This window comes from Luteipulveratus mongoliensis (assembly GCF_001190945.1).
In the GTDB taxonomy this organism is placed as follows: Bacteria; Actinomycetota; Actinomycetes; order Actinomycetales; family Dermatophilaceae; genus Luteipulveratus; species Luteipulveratus mongoliensis.
On record NZ_CP011112.1, the window covers coordinates 646,545 to 660,125 of the forward strand.

At 69.1% G+C, this 13,581-nt stretch carries 14 protein-coding genes; 5 read left to right on the forward strand and 9 right to left on the reverse strand.

Going from position 1 to position 13,581, the window contains the following annotated elements; all coding sequences use genetic code 11:
• Nucleotides 1-14: 14 nt before the first annotated feature.
• On the reverse strand, nucleotides 15-965 hold the full coding sequence (locus VV02_RS03020; protein ID WP_052589721.1) for a GlxA family transcriptional regulator: 951 nt from the start codon (nucleotides 963-965) through the stop codon (nucleotides 15-17).
• A 71-nt stretch (nucleotides 966-1,036) separates the two neighbouring features.
• On the opposite strand from VV02_RS03020, the gene VV02_RS03025 reads away from it, so the two are divergent.
• Together VV02_RS03025 and VV02_RS03030 are read left to right on the forward strand one after the other, a co-directional pair.
• Nucleotides 1,037-1,720: an SGNH/GDSL hydrolase family protein gene (locus tag VV02_RS03025; RefSeq protein ID WP_052589723.1), complete on the forward strand. Its 684-nt coding sequence runs from the start codon at nucleotides 1,037-1,039 to the stop codon at nucleotides 1,718-1,720.
• Entirely contained in the window at nucleotides 1,717-2,943 is a 1,227-nt protein-coding gene (locus tag VV02_RS03030) for an MFS transporter (RefSeq protein WP_052589724.1), read from the forward strand. Before VV02_RS03025 ends, VV02_RS03030 begins: the two co-directional genes overlap by 4 nt.
• A 39-nt stretch (nucleotides 2,944-2,982) precedes the next feature.
• Here VV02_RS03030 and sigJ read toward each other — a convergent pair whose 3' ends face one another.
• From sigJ to VV02_RS03045, 3 genes are read right to left on the reverse strand one after another with little or no spacing between them, the layout of a single operon-like run.
• Complete coding sequence (sigJ, locus tag VV02_RS03035) at nucleotides 2,983-3,870, reverse strand: RNA polymerase sigma factor SigJ (protein WP_052589726.1); 888 nt, start codon at nucleotides 3,868-3,870, stop codon at nucleotides 2,983-2,985.
• Nucleotides 3,871-3,890: 20 nt separating this feature from the next.
• A complete protein-coding gene (locus VV02_RS03040) occupies nucleotides 3,891-4,547 on the reverse strand; it encodes a hemerythrin domain-containing protein (RefSeq protein ID WP_052589727.1) in 657 nt (218 codons plus the stop codon).
• A 25-nt stretch (nucleotides 4,548-4,572) separates the two neighbouring features.
• Nucleotides 4,573-6,057: an MFS transporter gene (locus VV02_RS03045; protein ID WP_083449861.1), complete on the reverse strand. Its 1,485-nt coding sequence runs from the start codon at nucleotides 6,055-6,057 to the stop codon at nucleotides 4,573-4,575.
• Between the two features lie 214 nt (nucleotides 6,058-6,271).
• Between VV02_RS03045 and VV02_RS03050 the strand changes: the two genes are divergently transcribed.
• Entirely contained in the window at nucleotides 6,272-6,697 is a 426-nt protein-coding gene (locus VV02_RS03050) for a DUF6069 family protein (protein WP_052589729.1), read from the forward strand.
• 21 nt (nucleotides 6,698-6,718) lie between these two features.
• Nucleotides 6,719-7,957: an MFS transporter gene (locus VV02_RS03055; protein WP_052589731.1), complete on the forward strand. Its 1,239-nt coding sequence runs from the start codon at nucleotides 6,719-6,721 to the stop codon at nucleotides 7,955-7,957.
• Here VV02_RS03055 and VV02_RS03060 read toward each other — a convergent pair.
• The 4 genes from VV02_RS03060 to VV02_RS03075 all read right to left on the reverse strand — a co-directional run bounded on the left by VV02_RS03060 (nucleotide 7,925) and on the right by VV02_RS03075 (nucleotide 11,336).
• Nucleotides 7,925-8,629: a Type 1 glutamine amidotransferase-like domain-containing protein gene (locus VV02_RS03060; RefSeq protein WP_052589733.1), complete on the reverse strand. Its 705-nt coding sequence runs from the start codon at nucleotides 8,627-8,629 to the stop codon at nucleotides 7,925-7,927. The two genes, VV02_RS03055 and VV02_RS03060, sit on opposite strands and share 33 nt — an antisense overlap.
• A complete protein-coding gene (locus tag VV02_RS03065) occupies nucleotides 8,626-9,291 on the reverse strand; it encodes a Type 1 glutamine amidotransferase-like domain-containing protein (protein WP_052589735.1) in 666 nt (221 codons plus the stop codon). The genes VV02_RS03060 and VV02_RS03065 overlap by 4 nt, the downstream gene beginning before the upstream one ends.
• A gap of 91 nt (nucleotides 9,292-9,382) precedes the next feature.
• Complete coding sequence (gene arfB / locus VV02_RS03070; RefSeq protein ID WP_052589736.1) at nucleotides 9,383-9,847, reverse strand: alternative ribosome rescue aminoacyl-tRNA hydrolase ArfB; 465 nt, start codon at nucleotides 9,845-9,847, stop codon at nucleotides 9,383-9,385.
• A 55-nt stretch (nucleotides 9,848-9,902) separates the two neighbouring features.
• Nucleotides 9,903-11,336, reverse strand: a complete 1,434-nt coding sequence (locus tag VV02_RS03075) for an MDR family MFS transporter (RefSeq protein WP_083449862.1) — start codon at nucleotides 11,334-11,336, stop codon at nucleotides 9,903-9,905.
• Between the two features lie 68 nt (nucleotides 11,337-11,404).
• Between VV02_RS03075 and VV02_RS03080 the strand changes: the two genes are divergently transcribed.
• Nucleotides 11,405-12,085 carry a TetR/AcrR family transcriptional regulator gene (locus tag VV02_RS03080; protein WP_083449863.1) on the forward strand — a complete coding sequence of 227 codons (681 nt, stop codon included), beginning with the start codon at nucleotides 11,405-11,407 and terminating at the stop codon, nucleotides 12,083-12,085.
• Nucleotides 12,086-12,097: 12 nt separating this feature from the next.
• Here the strand turns inward: VV02_RS03080 and thrS are convergent, their stop codons facing one another.
• Nucleotides 12,098-13,351 (reverse strand): threonine--tRNA ligase, encoded by a 1,254-nt coding sequence (gene thrS / locus VV02_RS03085; protein ID WP_052589738.1) that lies wholly within the window; start codon nucleotides 13,349-13,351, stop codon nucleotides 12,098-12,100.
• Between the last annotated feature and the right edge of the window lie 230 nt (nucleotides 13,352-13,581).

A 13,581-nucleotide genomic window follows, 5' to 3' on the forward strand; every position in this document is an offset into this window, starting at 1 on the left:
GCAGCGGTGACAGGTCAGGCGGACGCGCGGGCGTTGAACGTGCGCCGGTAGGCGTCAGGCGTCGTGTCGAGGGTCCGTCGGAACTGCCGCCGCAGCACCGGCGCGGTGCCGAAGCCGGAACGCCGCGCGATCACGTCGATGCTGTCCTGTGTCTGCTCGAGCAGCTCTTGCGCCCGCTGCATGCGCTGCGCCTGCAACCAGTGGAGCGGGTTGGTGCCGACGCGGGCGTGGAAGTGCCGGTTGAGCGTGCGCGTGCCAAGGTGCGCCTGCGCCGCGAGGTCCTCGACCGTGATCGGCTCGTCCAGGTGCGCCAAGGCCCAGTCCATGACCGGCGAGAGGTCGTCGTACGACGAGCGCGGGACAGTCGGCGTGACGTACTGCCGCTGCCCGCCCTCCCGGTGCGGAGCCGTGACCATGCGCCGCGCGACGGCGTTGGCGACCGTCGCGCCGTGGTCCCGGCGGACGACGTGCAGGCACAGGTCCATGCCGGAGGCCTTGCCCGCGGACGTCAGGACGCGGCCCTCGTCGACGTAGAGCACGTCCGGGTCCACGGTCACGGCGGGGAAGCGCGCGGCGAGCTTCGCGGCGTGCATCCAGTGCGTGGTCGCGGTGCGTCCGTCGAGCAGCCCGGCCTCGGCCAGGACGAACGCGCCCGTGCAGATGGACATCACTCGTGCGCCCCGGTCGTACGCCTCCCGCACTGCCTCGACCAGCCGCACCGGCGGGCGGTGGTCCCGGTCGTGACAGGCGGGCACGATCACGGTGTCGGCGGTGATGAGGTCGTCATAGGTGTGCGGGGTCGACGCGGTGAACCAGCGGTCGACCTTGGCGCGGCGAGGGCTGCAGACGCGGAACTCGTACCAGTCCTTGGCCTCCGGGGGTTTGCCGGTGCCGAAGATCGTGCAGGGCGCCGCGAGCTCGAACAGCGGCACGCCGTCGGACAGGGCCAGCGCGATGACAGGCATGTCCGAAAGTGTACCTGAGGCGACCGATCAGACACTCGTCTGCGAGACCATCACGTCGCACGCTGGATGCCATGACGAGCTCCCTGGCAACCGCGCTGACCGAGACCACCGACCCGTACGTGCTGTCGGACAACGACGCCGCGGACGTCCTGGTGGGCGCACCGTGGCGGCGCTTCGCGGTCGTCGGTGACAGCCTCGCCGCGGGCACGGGCGATCCCGAACCCGGCTACGAGCACCTGCCCTGGGCGGCCCGAGTCGCTCGGATCCTGCGCGGCGTCGACCCGCGGGCGGCGTACCTCAATACCGGCGAGATCGGCGCCACGACCGCGAAAACGCTTGAGATGCAAGCAGGCTCAGTCGTCGACTTCCGCCCCGATCTGGTGCACATCGCGTCCGGCGCGAACGACATCTGGCGGCGGAGCAAGCCGTCGTACGATCGCATCGAGACCGACCTCGACCGGCTCTTCGGGATCGCTGCCGGGCTCCACGCGCAGGTCACGACCTTCACGCTCATCCGGACCTTTGTGGCGCCGGGGATCGACGACTTCCCGCAACGAGTCGAGCGGCTCAACGCCATCACGCGGTCGGTCGCGCGCGACCACGGTGCACTCGTCATCGACACCTGGGATCACCCGATCACCAGTCGTACCAACGTGATGAGCGCAGACGGCGTGCACCTCAACGCCTCCGGTCAGGCGATGCTGGCGACCGAGATGGTCCGTGGCCTCGCAGCTCTGCTCGCAGGTGACCGATGACCGCGACGACCGCACCGGTATCCGTCCAGATGGCCAGGCGCGCGTGGTGGGCACCGGCACTCGCTCTCGCGGCAGCCGGTTGGGGCGCCAACCAGTTCGCGCCGCTGATCGTGATGTACCGCTTGCGGCTGGACCTGACCGCGTCCGAGCTGGATGCGATGTATGGCCTCTACGCGCTCGGCCTGGTGCCGGCACTGCTGCTGGGTGGCCGGCTGTCCGACCGCTTCGGCCGTCGTCGAATCGTGTTGCCAGCGCTCGCGATTGCGCTTGTGGCGACCTTGATCCTGATGGCGGGCGGCACGGAGGCAGCGTGGTTGTACGCCGGCCGTCTCCTCACCGGACTGGCCTGCGGGCTCGTCTTCGGGACGGGCGCCGCCTGGCTCAAGGAGTCGTCCCTCGATGCGGCGTCGGCGCCCCGGCGGACGACCATCGCCATCACTGCGGGATTCGCGGCCGGTCCGTTCGCGGCGGGCCTGCTCGCGCAGTGGGCGCCGCACCCGACCGTGATGGCCTACCTGCCGCACCTGCTCCTCGTGCTGGTCGCCGTGGCGACGATCGCGCGAGGGCCCGGCGCCTCGTTGGTTGAGCCGTCCGAGGACGAGTCGAAGCCCCGTGACCGCGAAGGAGACTCGGTGTCCTTCCCCATCAGGGCGTTCGTGATTTTCCTGGTGCCGTTCGCGCCCTGGGTGTTCGGTTCGGCAGCGGTCTTCCTGGCCTACCTCGCCCCCTTGGTGGCACCCGAGGTCGGCGCGCACGCGCTGGTCTTCTGCGCGGTCGCGGCAACGATCGGCGCCGGCTCCGGAATCCTCGCCCAACCACTCGCGGCGGCGCTGCTGCGCGCGGGACGCGACACCCTCGTACGTGGAGCCATGGCCCTCGTCGTGGTGGGCCTCGCGGGAGGGGCATGGGCGGCGTACGCGAAGTCCCCGGCACTCGTCCTCATCGACGCCGTGGTGCTCGGCATGGCCTTCGGGACCTGCCAGTTCTGCGGGCTGCTCACCGTGCAGCGGATCGCGAGTCCGGCCTCACTCGGGACGGTGATTGGGGCGTACCAGGTGCTCAGCTATGTCGGCTTCGCGTTCCCGTACCTGATGTCGCTGGCCCATGAGCACTGGTCGATCTCGCCGACGGTCCCCGTGGTCGCCCTGACCGGCGTGGCGGTGCTGGCCGCGCTCTGGCTCGCACCCGCCGGCCGATCCGCCACCACTTCGCTGGTCGAGTAGCCGGAGCGCCAGCGGAGGCGTATCGAGACGACCCCGCCGTCACAACCCCGGCTCGTCGATCACCACGCCCGGGAGTCGTGCGGGATCCAGCATCAGGTCGATCTCCGCGATCTTGCCGTTGATGACGGTCATCCCGACGACCGCGATGACACCGTGCGCGGTGCGCGCGATGATGCCGGCCGCGCCGTTGACGAGGCACGGCTCGCACAGCGTCGCGAACCGCGGCCCGGCCGCTGCTGCCTGGTGCGCCACGTCGACCGCACCGGTGAGCAGCGCGGGTGCCAGCTGCTTGCCCGGACCGCTGTCCACCCTGAAGACGACCTCGGGATCGAGGACCTTGATCAGCTCATCGAAGTCGCCGGCCCGCGCGGCTGCGAGAAAGGCGTCGACCACCCTCCGCTGTTTCGGCAGGTCGGCGTCCGGCACGGTTGCCGTGCCTTGCACGCGGCGGCGTGCCCGGCTGGCCAGCTGGCGTGCCGCCGCGGAGGAGCGGCCGACGATCGGGGCGATCTCGTCGTACGGCACGGCGAACATGTCGTGCAGCACGAAGGCGACGCGTTCGGCCGGGTCAAGACTCTCGAGCACGACGAGCAGCGCCATACCCACGGAGTCGGCGAGCAGCGTGGCCTGTTCCGGACCGAGTCCGTCGTCGACCGTGACCACGGGCTCCGGCAGCCACGTACCGATCAGGCTCTCGTGCCGCGCCTGCCGCGAGCGCAGCATGTCGATGCACACTCGCCCGACGATGGTGGTCAGCCAGCCGCCGACATTGTTGATGTCGTTGCTGCCGGTGCGGTTGACCCGGATCCACGCGTCCTGCAGGGCATCGTCCGCCTCCGTGACCGAGCCGAGCATCCGATAGGCGACTGCGCGCAGCTGTGGACGGTGGCGTTCGAACTCCTCGGTCAGCCAGGACAGGTCGCTCATCGTCTCGCTCCCACGGCTCGTCATGTCAGCAACCCGGACTTGCGGTACCTCGGCGCCCATCGGCGGCGATAGATCACCCGCGCCGGCGCCGGCAGGATCGCCAGCACGGCGCGCGTCATCTCATCGGACGCCCCGTCGAGAACCCACGGCAGATACTGCGCGCCACCGCGGATGCCTCCATTCTCGTCCCGTACGCGTGCTGCGAAGGCGGCCCACCCCGCTGCGCCCAGCGTTCGCTCGAGCAGAGGCAGTGCGGCTTCCTCCTCGTGTCGCATGTGCAGCGCGAGTCCCGTTGCCAGTGCTCGCAACTCGCGTCCGAGAGACGCGGAGTCCCGGTCGGCGAACGCCGCGTCCACCGCCTCCAGCCGCGGGTCGATCTGCGCGTGCTCGTCCTCCATCGCGTCGAGCACCGTGAGGTCGGTCTCGGCGACCGCGTCGCGCAGGGGCGGCCAGAGCGCGGTGTCCTCAGCGGTGTGATGGGTGTGCAGCTGCTTGCTGAACATCCGCCACGTCGCCTCCGCCTCGGACGTGAAGCCGTCGCCCCGTTCGGCGGCCCGAGTGAGGCGGTCGAGGTCGCGGTTGAACGCGTCATGGGCGACGTACATCATCGTGAAGTCGACACGTCCCCGGAGCGGCGCTCGCCGCTGTCGGGCCTGCTCGGGTGTCTCGGTGGTCATGGCCTGCTCCTTGGTCGTCAGTGGGTCAGAGGCTGGGTACGCCGGCGGGCTCGCCTGCGTGCGCCGCGGTCTCGTCCTGGGTCGGCTGCTCGCCCCAGTTGTTCTTGGCGCGGGTCGCGATGAGCGCGGCAGCGACCAGGAAGATCGCGGCGGCCGTCAGCGCGCGCTGGAATCCCGAGGTCATGGCCTGCGGTACGCCGCCGCGGCCGCCCAGCAGGTCGTTCGTCCGGGCGGTGGCGATCGCGCTGAAGATCGCCAGCCCGAGCGCGCCGCCGACCTGCTGGGAAGAGTTGACGAGTGCCGCGGCGAGACCGGCGAGGCGTTCGGGGACACCGGCGTTCGCTGCGGTCGTAGCGCCGACGAAGACACCACCGATGCCGAGCGAGACGATCATCAGCCCGGGCAGCAGGTCGCTCAGATAGCTGCCGTCGACCGGGATCTGAGCGAGGTAGAAGAGGCCGGCCGCGGTGATCAGAGCGCCACCGACGATCACCGGGCGCGTACCGATCTTGCTGATCAGCGCCGTGCCCACGCCCGCGGACACCCCGACACCGAACGTCAGCGGCAGGTACGACGCACCGGTCTCCAGAGCGGAGTAGCCCAGCACGTTCTGCATGTAGAGCGTGAGGAAGAAGAACATCGTCACGAACCCGCCCACGCCGATCAGCTGGGTCAGGTTCGCGGCCGCCAGACCCGGGATGCGCAGCGCCGACATGGGGATGAGAGGGCGAGCCGTCCGCAGCTCGACGACCACGAACGCACACAGCAGCACGGCCGCACCCGCGAGCTCGAAGACCGTACGACCGGAGCCCCAACCCTGCTCCGGCGCCTTGATGAGGCCGAGGACCAGCAGGACCATGCCGCCGGTGACGAGCACCGAGCCCGGCAGGTCGAGATCGCGCCATGACGCGCGGCGGGACTCGCCCGGGACCAGCGCGTAGATGCCGATGAGCAGCAGCGCGCTGATCGGCGGGTTCACGTAGAGCACCCACCGCCAACCGGGACCTTCGGTGAGTACGCCACCGAGGAAAACGCCTGCGGCAGAAGCGAGTCCGGCGACGCCGCCCCAGACGCCGAGCGCCTTCGTACGATCCGAGCCTGAGCTGAACGACGTCGTCAGTAAGGACAGCGCGGTCGGCATCATGAGAGCGGCGCCGAGGCCCTGCACCAAGCGAGCGCCGACGAGGACCGAGGGAGAGTCGGCGAATCCGCCTGCGAAAGAGGCCAGTCCGAAGATCACCGTGCCCGTGACCAGCACGCGACGGCGGCCGATCAGATCACCGGCGCGACCGCCCAGCAGCATGAAGCCGCCGTACGTCAGCAGGTAGGCACTGAGCACCCACTGCAGGTCCTGGACCGAGAAGTCCAGGTCGTCGCGGATGTGCGGCAGTGCGATGTTGACGATCGATGCGTCGATGAAGTCCATGAACCCGATCGAGGCGAGCAGCAGCAGGGTGAGCCGGCCGCGACCGGTCGCCAGGAACGACGACTGAGTGGGTGGCGATGTCATGCGAGGACCTCCGAGAGAGTCAGTACGACGCCGGTCGACGTCCGTCCAGACCCCTGGGGGCGCTGGGCTACAGCACTGTCGGATGGGAGCTCGCGAATGTGACAGGACGAGCAGTTCAAAAAAGTTTTGGGAGACCTGTCGCATCGGGTCGAGTGCGTTCGTAGCCGTAGTGAGAGACCGGCAAGGAGCTGGTCAACAACGATCGGAGACCACGATGTCCGCTTTCACCGCCACCCAGACCTCCACCACCACCGCCCGTTCCACCTCCTACCGCGCACTGGTCGGGACCGGAGTCGTCGCCGCTGTGGTCGCCGCCGTGGCGACGACCACGGTCGCCGCGGTTGGCAACGCGGCCGGCATCAGCCTCGACATGGCCGGTGAGGCCATCCCGGCCGCTGGCTTCGGCACGCTGACCGTGATCTTCTCGGTGATCGGGGTCGTCCTCGCGGCCGTCCTGGCACGCTTCGCCCGCAGCCCGCGCAGCACCTTCGTCCGTACGACCGTCGCGCTGACCGCGCTGTCCTTCGTCCCGGACGCGATCGCCGACGCCGCCCCGGGCACCAAGGCCCTGCTGATGGCGTCGCACGTCGTCGCAGCCGTCATCGTCATCCCGGCCGTGGCTCGCAAGCTGGCCGACTGAACGGCATGAAAGGGTCGCTACATGACCAAGGACGGGGGCACGCTGCCCCCGTCCTTCGTTCGTTTCTGGACCGGCGACGCGGTCTCGGCGTTCGGCACCTACATCACGCTGCTGGCCATCCAGACGATCGTGGTGCTGACGCTCGACGGCGACGCCACGGCGGTCGGCTGGGTCAATGCGGCCCGCTGGGCGCCGTATCTCGTGCTCGGTCTGCTCGTCGGTGCGTTGGTCGATCGGGTACGCCGTCGCCCGGTTCTCGTCGTCACCGACCTGGCGCAGGCGCTGCTGCTCATCACGATCCCAGTGGCGTGGGCCCGCGACGCGCTGTCCATGCCGCTCGTCCTGATCGTCGTGGCGTGCTCGGGCGCGATCTCACTGGTCAACGGTGCGGCGTCGATGTCCTTCATCCCACGCCTCGTCCCGCGGGCGCAGCTGCAGCGGGCCCATGCGCGCATCGACGGCGCGGACGCGGTGGCGCAGAACGCCGGCCCCGCACTAGGAGGCCTGCTCGTCACCCTGATCGGTGCGCCGTTCGTCGTCCTCATCGACGCCGCGACGTACGTCTTCTCCGCCGTGATGATCGCCTCCATCCGCATCGACGAGCCGGCGCGCGAAGGCGACGCGGAGCGTACGCATCTCTGGCACGAGATCGTCGAGGGCGTGCGCTGGATCTACCGCGGGTCGAGCCTGCGCACGTTGGCCCTGGCGACGCACGTGTGGTTCGCGGCCAATGCGGTCGTCGTCACCGTTGTCGCGCCGTACGCCCTACTCGTCCTTGATCTTTCGGCGTTCCAGCTCGGTCTGAGCGTCTCTGCGGCGGGCGCCGGTTCAGTGGTCGGCGCTCTCACCTCGACCGCCTGCGGTCGGCGCCTCGGCACCGGTGGCGCCGTCATCGCCGCGCACTCGGTCACCACCGTCGGCGTCGCGGTGATGGCACTGGCCGGTCTCGGTACGTCGGGCTGGGCGGCGCTCGGCGTTCTCGCTGTCGGGCAGGCGATGCACGGCTTCGCGATCGGGTTGAGCAACTCCCACGAGATGGCGTACAGGCAGTCGGTGACGCCGGATCGCCTTCAGGGGCGGACGAATACGACGATGCGCTCGCTGAACCGTGCGGTGATCGTGGTCGTCGCCCCGCTCAGCGGCCTGCTCGCCGATGCGCTCGGCATGAGGTTCGCGCTGTGGCTGGCCGTGGCGGTATTCCTGGTGCCCGTCCTGATGCTCGCCGCCTCACCCTTCCGCCACGCTCGCCTCGACTCGTGAGGTCCGGTCGAGGAGCTTCCACGTTCCCTCCGAGACGACATCGACCTTGCCGTCGACGACGGTGAAGGCCGTCTGGTCATCGATCGCATACGCCGGCCCCGACAAGGTGGCTGCCCACTTCACGGCGTTGGCCATGGTGTTGTCCGGCAACATCTCGTGGTCCAGGTGCGGGTAGATCGAGAAGTCCACGATCCCCAGCGCGCGGTCGTCGCGGCCGCTGGGCGGCTGCCACCGAACGAAGTCGTCCCCGATCCGCGGAGTCATGACCATGCTCCCGGCGCTCATCCCTACCCAGACCGTGTCGGTCAGGGATGGCATCAGCTCCATGAAGCCGGACTCGCGCATCCAGTGCGCGAGATAGACAGCGTCGCCGCCGTCCACGAGCAGGACGTCCGCGTCTTCGACCCACGGGACCCAGCGTTCCCTGTCCATGCTCGGCAGTGCCGTCAGCTCCAGCACACCCACCGACTTCCAGCCGAGGTCGGTCAGGTGTGCTGGGGACTGGCCGGAGACGAAACGCCAGGCCAGGTTCGGCGTACAGCTGGGGTGGCCGTACGACGCTGTCGGGATGCAGAGGGCGGTGGACTCGGCGATCGGCTTGCCCAGCAGCTCGACCAGCGCATCGTGGATGCTCGGGTTCGAGACGCCTCCGGACGTGAGCAGAAGTTTCATGAGAAGAGCCTCCAGGTTCCCTCTGACACGACGTCGACGGCACCGTCGACGACTCTGATGGCGGTCTGGTCATCGACCGCGTAGCCCGGCACCGGCAGGTGCGCCGCCCACTTCACTGCGTCGGCCATGGTGTTCTCCGATGACGTGTCGTCCAGGTGCGGGAAGATCGCGAAGTCGACCAGTCCGAGCGCTTCGTCGCCACCGGTGGGCGGCCTCCACTGGATGAACTCGTCCCCGATGCTCGGGGCCATGACCATGCTCCCGGCGCTCAGCCCGACCCAGACGGTGTCGTTCAGGGACGGCAAGAGATCCGCCAGCCCGGACTGCCGCATCCAGTACGCGAGGTAGAGGGTGTCGCCGCCGGAGACGAGCAGGGCATCGGTCTCCTGGACCGCGGCGACCCAGCGGTCCTTGTCGATGCTGGGCAGGGCGGTGAGCTCGAGGACGCCGACGGACTTCCAGCCGAGGCTGGTCATGCGCAGAGGTGAGTTCCCGCTGATGAAGCGCCAGGCTCCCGGACCGGGACCGATGTCGGGGTGGCCGTACTGCGCGGTCGGGATGCAGAGGGCGGTGGAATCGGCGATCGGCTTGCCCAGCAGGTCGACCAGCGCGGCCTCGATGCTCGGGTTCTGGACGCCCGCCGACGTGAGAAGAAGCTTCATGAGGCTCCAAGTGATTGCAAAATGCAAGTGGTTGAGGCTATGTTAGCAGGACCGGTTGCGAAGGAGGACCAGTTTCGGTGGAGAGCCCTGGTCAGCCGTCGACCTGGCCGCGACCCTTCTTGATCTCGCCGCGTCGTTTCTTGGCTGCGATGCGCCGTTCGCGTGAGCCTCGAGTCGGCTTGGTGGGTCGTCGTTTCGGCGGCGGGGGAGCGGCGGCCTCGCGAATGATCTGAGCCAGCCGCTCGCGCGCGGCTCGTCGGTTGGCCAGCTGGCCGCGGTACTCGCTCGCTGCGATCGTCAGCTCGCCGTCGACCAGCCGGCTCGCGAGTCGCTTCAGGATTCGGTCGCGCAGCTCGGGCGGCAGCGAGGGAGACCCGGCGATGTCGTACGTCAGCTCAACGCGCGAGTCGGCCGTGTTGACGCCTTGGCCGCCAGGGCCCGAGCTGCGAGAGAAGCGTTCGCTCAGCTCACCGGCTGGGATGACCAGCCGGTCGTTGACGACGACGTCCTCGGCCACCCGAGAAGTATGGCGGTCACCCTCGCGCACTTCTTGCATCCGCCCGCAGGTCTACCAGCGCCTGCATGCCAGAAATGCGCGCCTGTCAAACGGCTCAGACCTTCTCGCCGACGCGCTGCATGAGCCGGTCACCGTGAGCGCGGCCTGAGCCAACGGCATCCCGCCCTGGCAAGGCGAACGAGAGCAGGACCGCGACGCCGGTGAATCCGAGGGTCCACCAGAAGGCGTGGTCGAACGCGTCCGCACGCGAGGTCGTACCGGAGGTCGACGTGGCCAGGATGACGGCGAGCAGCGCGACGCCGACCGAGCCGCCGACCTGCTGGGCGACGCGGGTCACGATGCTGGCGTGCGGTACCTGCTCGTGCTCGAGCCCGACGAACGCGACGGTCATGAGCGGGATCATGGCCATGCCCAGCCCGAGGCCGCGGACGAAGAGGGCCGCCATCAGGGTCCAGATCGCCGTGCGACTGTCGGCGAAGGCGAACGGCACAGTCCCGACCCCGACCAGCACGAATCCGAGGATCGACACCCCGCGCGCACTGATGCGCTCCATCAGACGGACGGCAACCGTACGGCTCAGCAGCGATCCGACGCCTTGCGGGATCAGCAGCAGGCCGGCGCCGAGCGCGTCCTCGCCGCGCAGCTCCTGCCAGTAGAGCGGCAGCAGCAGCATCGCGCCGTAGAGCGAGGCGCCGGACAGGAAGAGCAGCACGGTCGCCGACCACGTCGGCCGGGATCGCAGGACATCGAGGTCGACCAGTGCCGCGCCCTTGCGGCGCAGCGCCCAGGCCACGAACCCGCCGAGGAGCAAGGCCCCGGCAACGAGCGGGACGACGACGTCTACCTGCGCAAAACCGTTCTCACCGCTCACGTTCGAGAGTCCCCACAGCAGCGCGACGAGAGCGGGCGAGAGCAGAACGAGGCCGGTGACATCAAGCCGTACGCGTCCGCTTGGCTTGTCGTTCGGAATCATCCGCCAGGCGAGGAGCAGGCCCAGTACGCAGAGCGGGACGTTGACGAGGAAGAGCCAGCGCCAGCTGGCGGCGCCGAGGATCAGGCCGCCGATGACCGGTCCGATGATCGGGCACACCGCGGCCGGCATCGCGACGACGGACATCAGTCGCGCCCGGTCGGGGCCGCGCGTGGCCTGCATGATCATGGTGGTCATCAGCGGGATCATCGCGCCGCCTCCGACGCCTTGTACGACGCGGAAGGCGATGAGGCTGGAGACATCCCACGCCGCCGAGCAGAGCACCGAGCCCAGGAAGAAGAGGGCCAACGAGCCCATCCAGAGCCGCTTGGCGCCGACCCGGCTCTGCAGCCAACCGACCATGGGGATCACCGTGCCGAGGGCGAGCAGATAGCCGGTGCTCACCCACTGGATCGTGCTCACGTCGGTGTCGAGATCGGTCGAAAGCTCGTGCAGCGCAACGCTCACGATCGTGGAGTCCAGGATCACGGTGACTCCACCGACGAGCACCGTGGCGGCGATGCGGACGGCGTTCCGGTCGAGTGGTGGAGCAGACATGGCCAACTTTAAAGTACGGATATGTATCTAATATTCGGCACGCTACGCCGCGGCGTTAAGATACGCAAGTGGATCTTGAACGCGACCAGCAGAGAGCTCGACGCAAGGCGGTCAGCGCCCAGGAGCGGGAGCGGCGCCGCGACGCGAATGCCCAACCGAAGGGCCGCGCGCGGACCGCTGCAACCCGTCGACGCGGTGCCGAGCTCGAGGACGCGATCCTCGAGGCGGGCTGGGACGTGCTTGTCGAGGACGGCTATCCCGGCTTCACCTATGAGGCCGTTGCCGCCCGCGCAGGCACGAGCAGGCCTGTGCTCTATCGGCGTTGGCCGCAGCGTGAGGACCTGCTGGTGGCCACCGTCAAGGCATCGTGGCGGCCGATCCCGCGGCCCAACACCGGCAACCTCCGGGAAGACGCCATCACGTATCTGATCGCGGCGGCGGCTGCCCGCGCGAGCATGATCACCGTGCTCAGCGTGCAGCTGATGGAGTACTTCCGTGCCACGGGCACCAGCCTGAGCGAGTTGCGCGAAACTCTCCGACCGCCCGACCAGCTCACGCCTTTCGAGGAGATCGTCGCCCGTGCGGTCGAGCGTGGCGAGCTGCCTCGTCAGGAGCGCTCGACGCGCGTGGTGAATCTGCCGTTCGACCTGCTCCGCCACGACCTGCTCATGACACTGCGTCCGACGTCGGAGGAGTCGATCGCCGAGATCGTCGATGACATCTGGCTGCCGCTCCTCGGCGTGCAGTGACCTGCCACGCGGTCAGGCGCGCCACACGGGAGACGCGCGCTGCTCGTACGCCTGGCGGGCGATGCGGATCAGGTTGGATCGACCGACCGAGCCCTTGAAGTCGGACGCCACGTCGGTCACCTGGACCTCGTCGGCGCTCACCTCCGCCTCACCGATGACCGCCATGACGCGGTCCCGGCAACCGCGGCTGGCTCGGATCCTGGCGCCGAGTGATCCGTCGTGGTCGACGCGGACGCGCAGTCCGGCCGCCCTCAGATCGTCCGCGAGGGCTCGCGCGGCGTCATCCTGAGCCGGGCCGACCGGCATGACGCACACCTGAATCGGGGCCAGCCACAACGGCATTCGCCCTTGGTACCGCTCCAGCAGCGACGCCACGACTCGCTCCATCGACCCGACGGTCCCGCGGTGGATCATCACGACGCGCTGCCGCGACCCGTCGGCAGCGGCGTACGACAGGTTGAAACGCTCCGGCTGGTTGAAGTCCAGCTGGACGGTCGAGATGGTCTCCTCATGGCCGCGCCCGTCGCGCACCTGCAGGTCGAGCTTCGGCCCGTAGAAGGCCGCTTCTCCTTCTGCTTCAACGCAATTCGGTACGCCGACCGCGGCCACCGCGTCCCGCAGCGCCTCCTCTGCAGCGTCCCACTGCTCGGCACTGCCGAGGTACGCCGGGCTGTCGTCGCGTCGCGACAGCCGGACGTAGTCGACCGGCAGGCCGAGCACCTCCTGGGCGTGCAGGGCCGAGCGAAGGGCGCGGGCCGCTTCCTCGGCCACCTGGTCCGGTCGGCAGAAGACGTGGGTGTCGTCGAGGCTGATCTGGCGAACGCGGCTCAGCCCGGACACCACGCCCGATCGCTCGGCCCGGAACATCGGCGCCATCTCGTGCAGCCGCACCGGGAGGTCGCGGTAGGAGTGCTGCGCGGCCGCGTAGGTCAGGGCGTGGTGCGGGCAGTTCGCCGGCCGCAACACCAGCTCGTCGTCGCCCGCGCCCAGCGGCATCGCCGGGAACATGTCGTCGGCGAACTTCGCCCAGTGGCCAGATCGCTCGAACAGCTCACGTTTGCCGAGGACGGGGGAGTAGACGCCCTGGCATCCGTCCGCGCGGGCGATCTCACGGGCGAACCGCTCGAGCTCCTCGCGGATGACGGCGCCGGCAGGCAGCCACAGAGGCAGGCCGGACCCGATCAGAGGGTCGGTCGCAAAGATGGCCATCGCTTGGTTGAGCTCGCGATGATCGAGCGAGATTGCTTGTGCTGCTTGGTGATTCATCGTTGCTCCTCGGATGGTCGTGCTCCGAAGCCGGCGCCAGGGATCAGAAAAGCCCCGGAGCCATGCTCCGGGGCGAGTGCGTGCGGTGAGTGCAGCAGGTCAGCGCCGGAGAGGATCCGGCGTGGTCGTCATCTGGTGGCGCTGCATGTGACCACGATAGACCGAGGTCGGCTCCGTCGCACTCCTGATGTTCAGCGCGCCCCGTCATGCAGGACGCGACACCTGTGTCG

Excerpts from the sequence above, each read along its gene's own strand:
- VV02_RS03020 (WP_052589721.1), bottom strand. The coding sequence starts at position 965 with ATGCCTGTCATCGCGCTGGCCCTGTCCGACGGCGTGCCGCTGTTCGAG.
- VV02_RS03025 (WP_052589723.1), top strand. The coding sequence starts at position 1,037 with ATGACGAGCTCCCTGGCAACCGCGCTGACCGAGACCACCGACCCGTAC.
- VV02_RS03030 (WP_052589724.1), top strand. The coding sequence starts at position 1,717 with ATGACCGCGACGACCGCACCGGTATCCGTCCAGATGGCCAGGCGCGCG.
- sigJ (WP_052589726.1), bottom strand. The coding sequence starts at position 3,870 with ATGAGCGACCTGTCCTGGCTGACCGAGGAGTTCGAACGCCACCGTCCA.
- VV02_RS03040 (WP_052589727.1), bottom strand. The coding sequence starts at position 4,547 with ATGACCACCGAGACACCCGAGCAGGCCCGACAGCGGCGAGCGCCGCTC.
- VV02_RS03045 (WP_083449861.1), bottom strand. The coding sequence starts at position 6,057 with ATGACATCGCCACCCACTCAGTCGTCGTTCCTGGCGACCGGTCGCGGC.
- VV02_RS03050 (WP_052589729.1), top strand. The coding sequence starts at position 6,272 with ATGTCCGCTTTCACCGCCACCCAGACCTCCACCACCACCGCCCGTTCC.
- VV02_RS03055 (WP_052589731.1), top strand. The coding sequence starts at position 6,719 with ATGACCAAGGACGGGGGCACGCTGCCCCCGTCCTTCGTTCGTTTCTGG.
- VV02_RS03060 (WP_052589733.1), bottom strand. The coding sequence starts at position 8,629 with ATGAAACTTCTGCTCACGTCCGGAGGCGTCTCGAACCCGAGCATCCAC.
- VV02_RS03065 (WP_052589735.1), bottom strand. The coding sequence starts at position 9,291 with ATGAAGCTTCTTCTCACGTCGGCGGGCGTCCAGAACCCGAGCATCGAG.
- arfB (WP_052589736.1), bottom strand. The coding sequence starts at position 9,847 with ATGCAAGAAGTGCGCGAGGGTGACCGCCATACTTCTCGGGTGGCCGAG.
- VV02_RS03075 (WP_083449862.1), bottom strand. The coding sequence starts at position 11,336 with ATGTCTGCTCCACCACTCGACCGGAACGCCGTCCGCATCGCCGCCACG.
- thrS (WP_052589738.1), bottom strand. The coding sequence starts at position 13,351 with ATGAATCACCAAGCAGCACAAGCAATCTCGCTCGATCATCGCGAGCTC.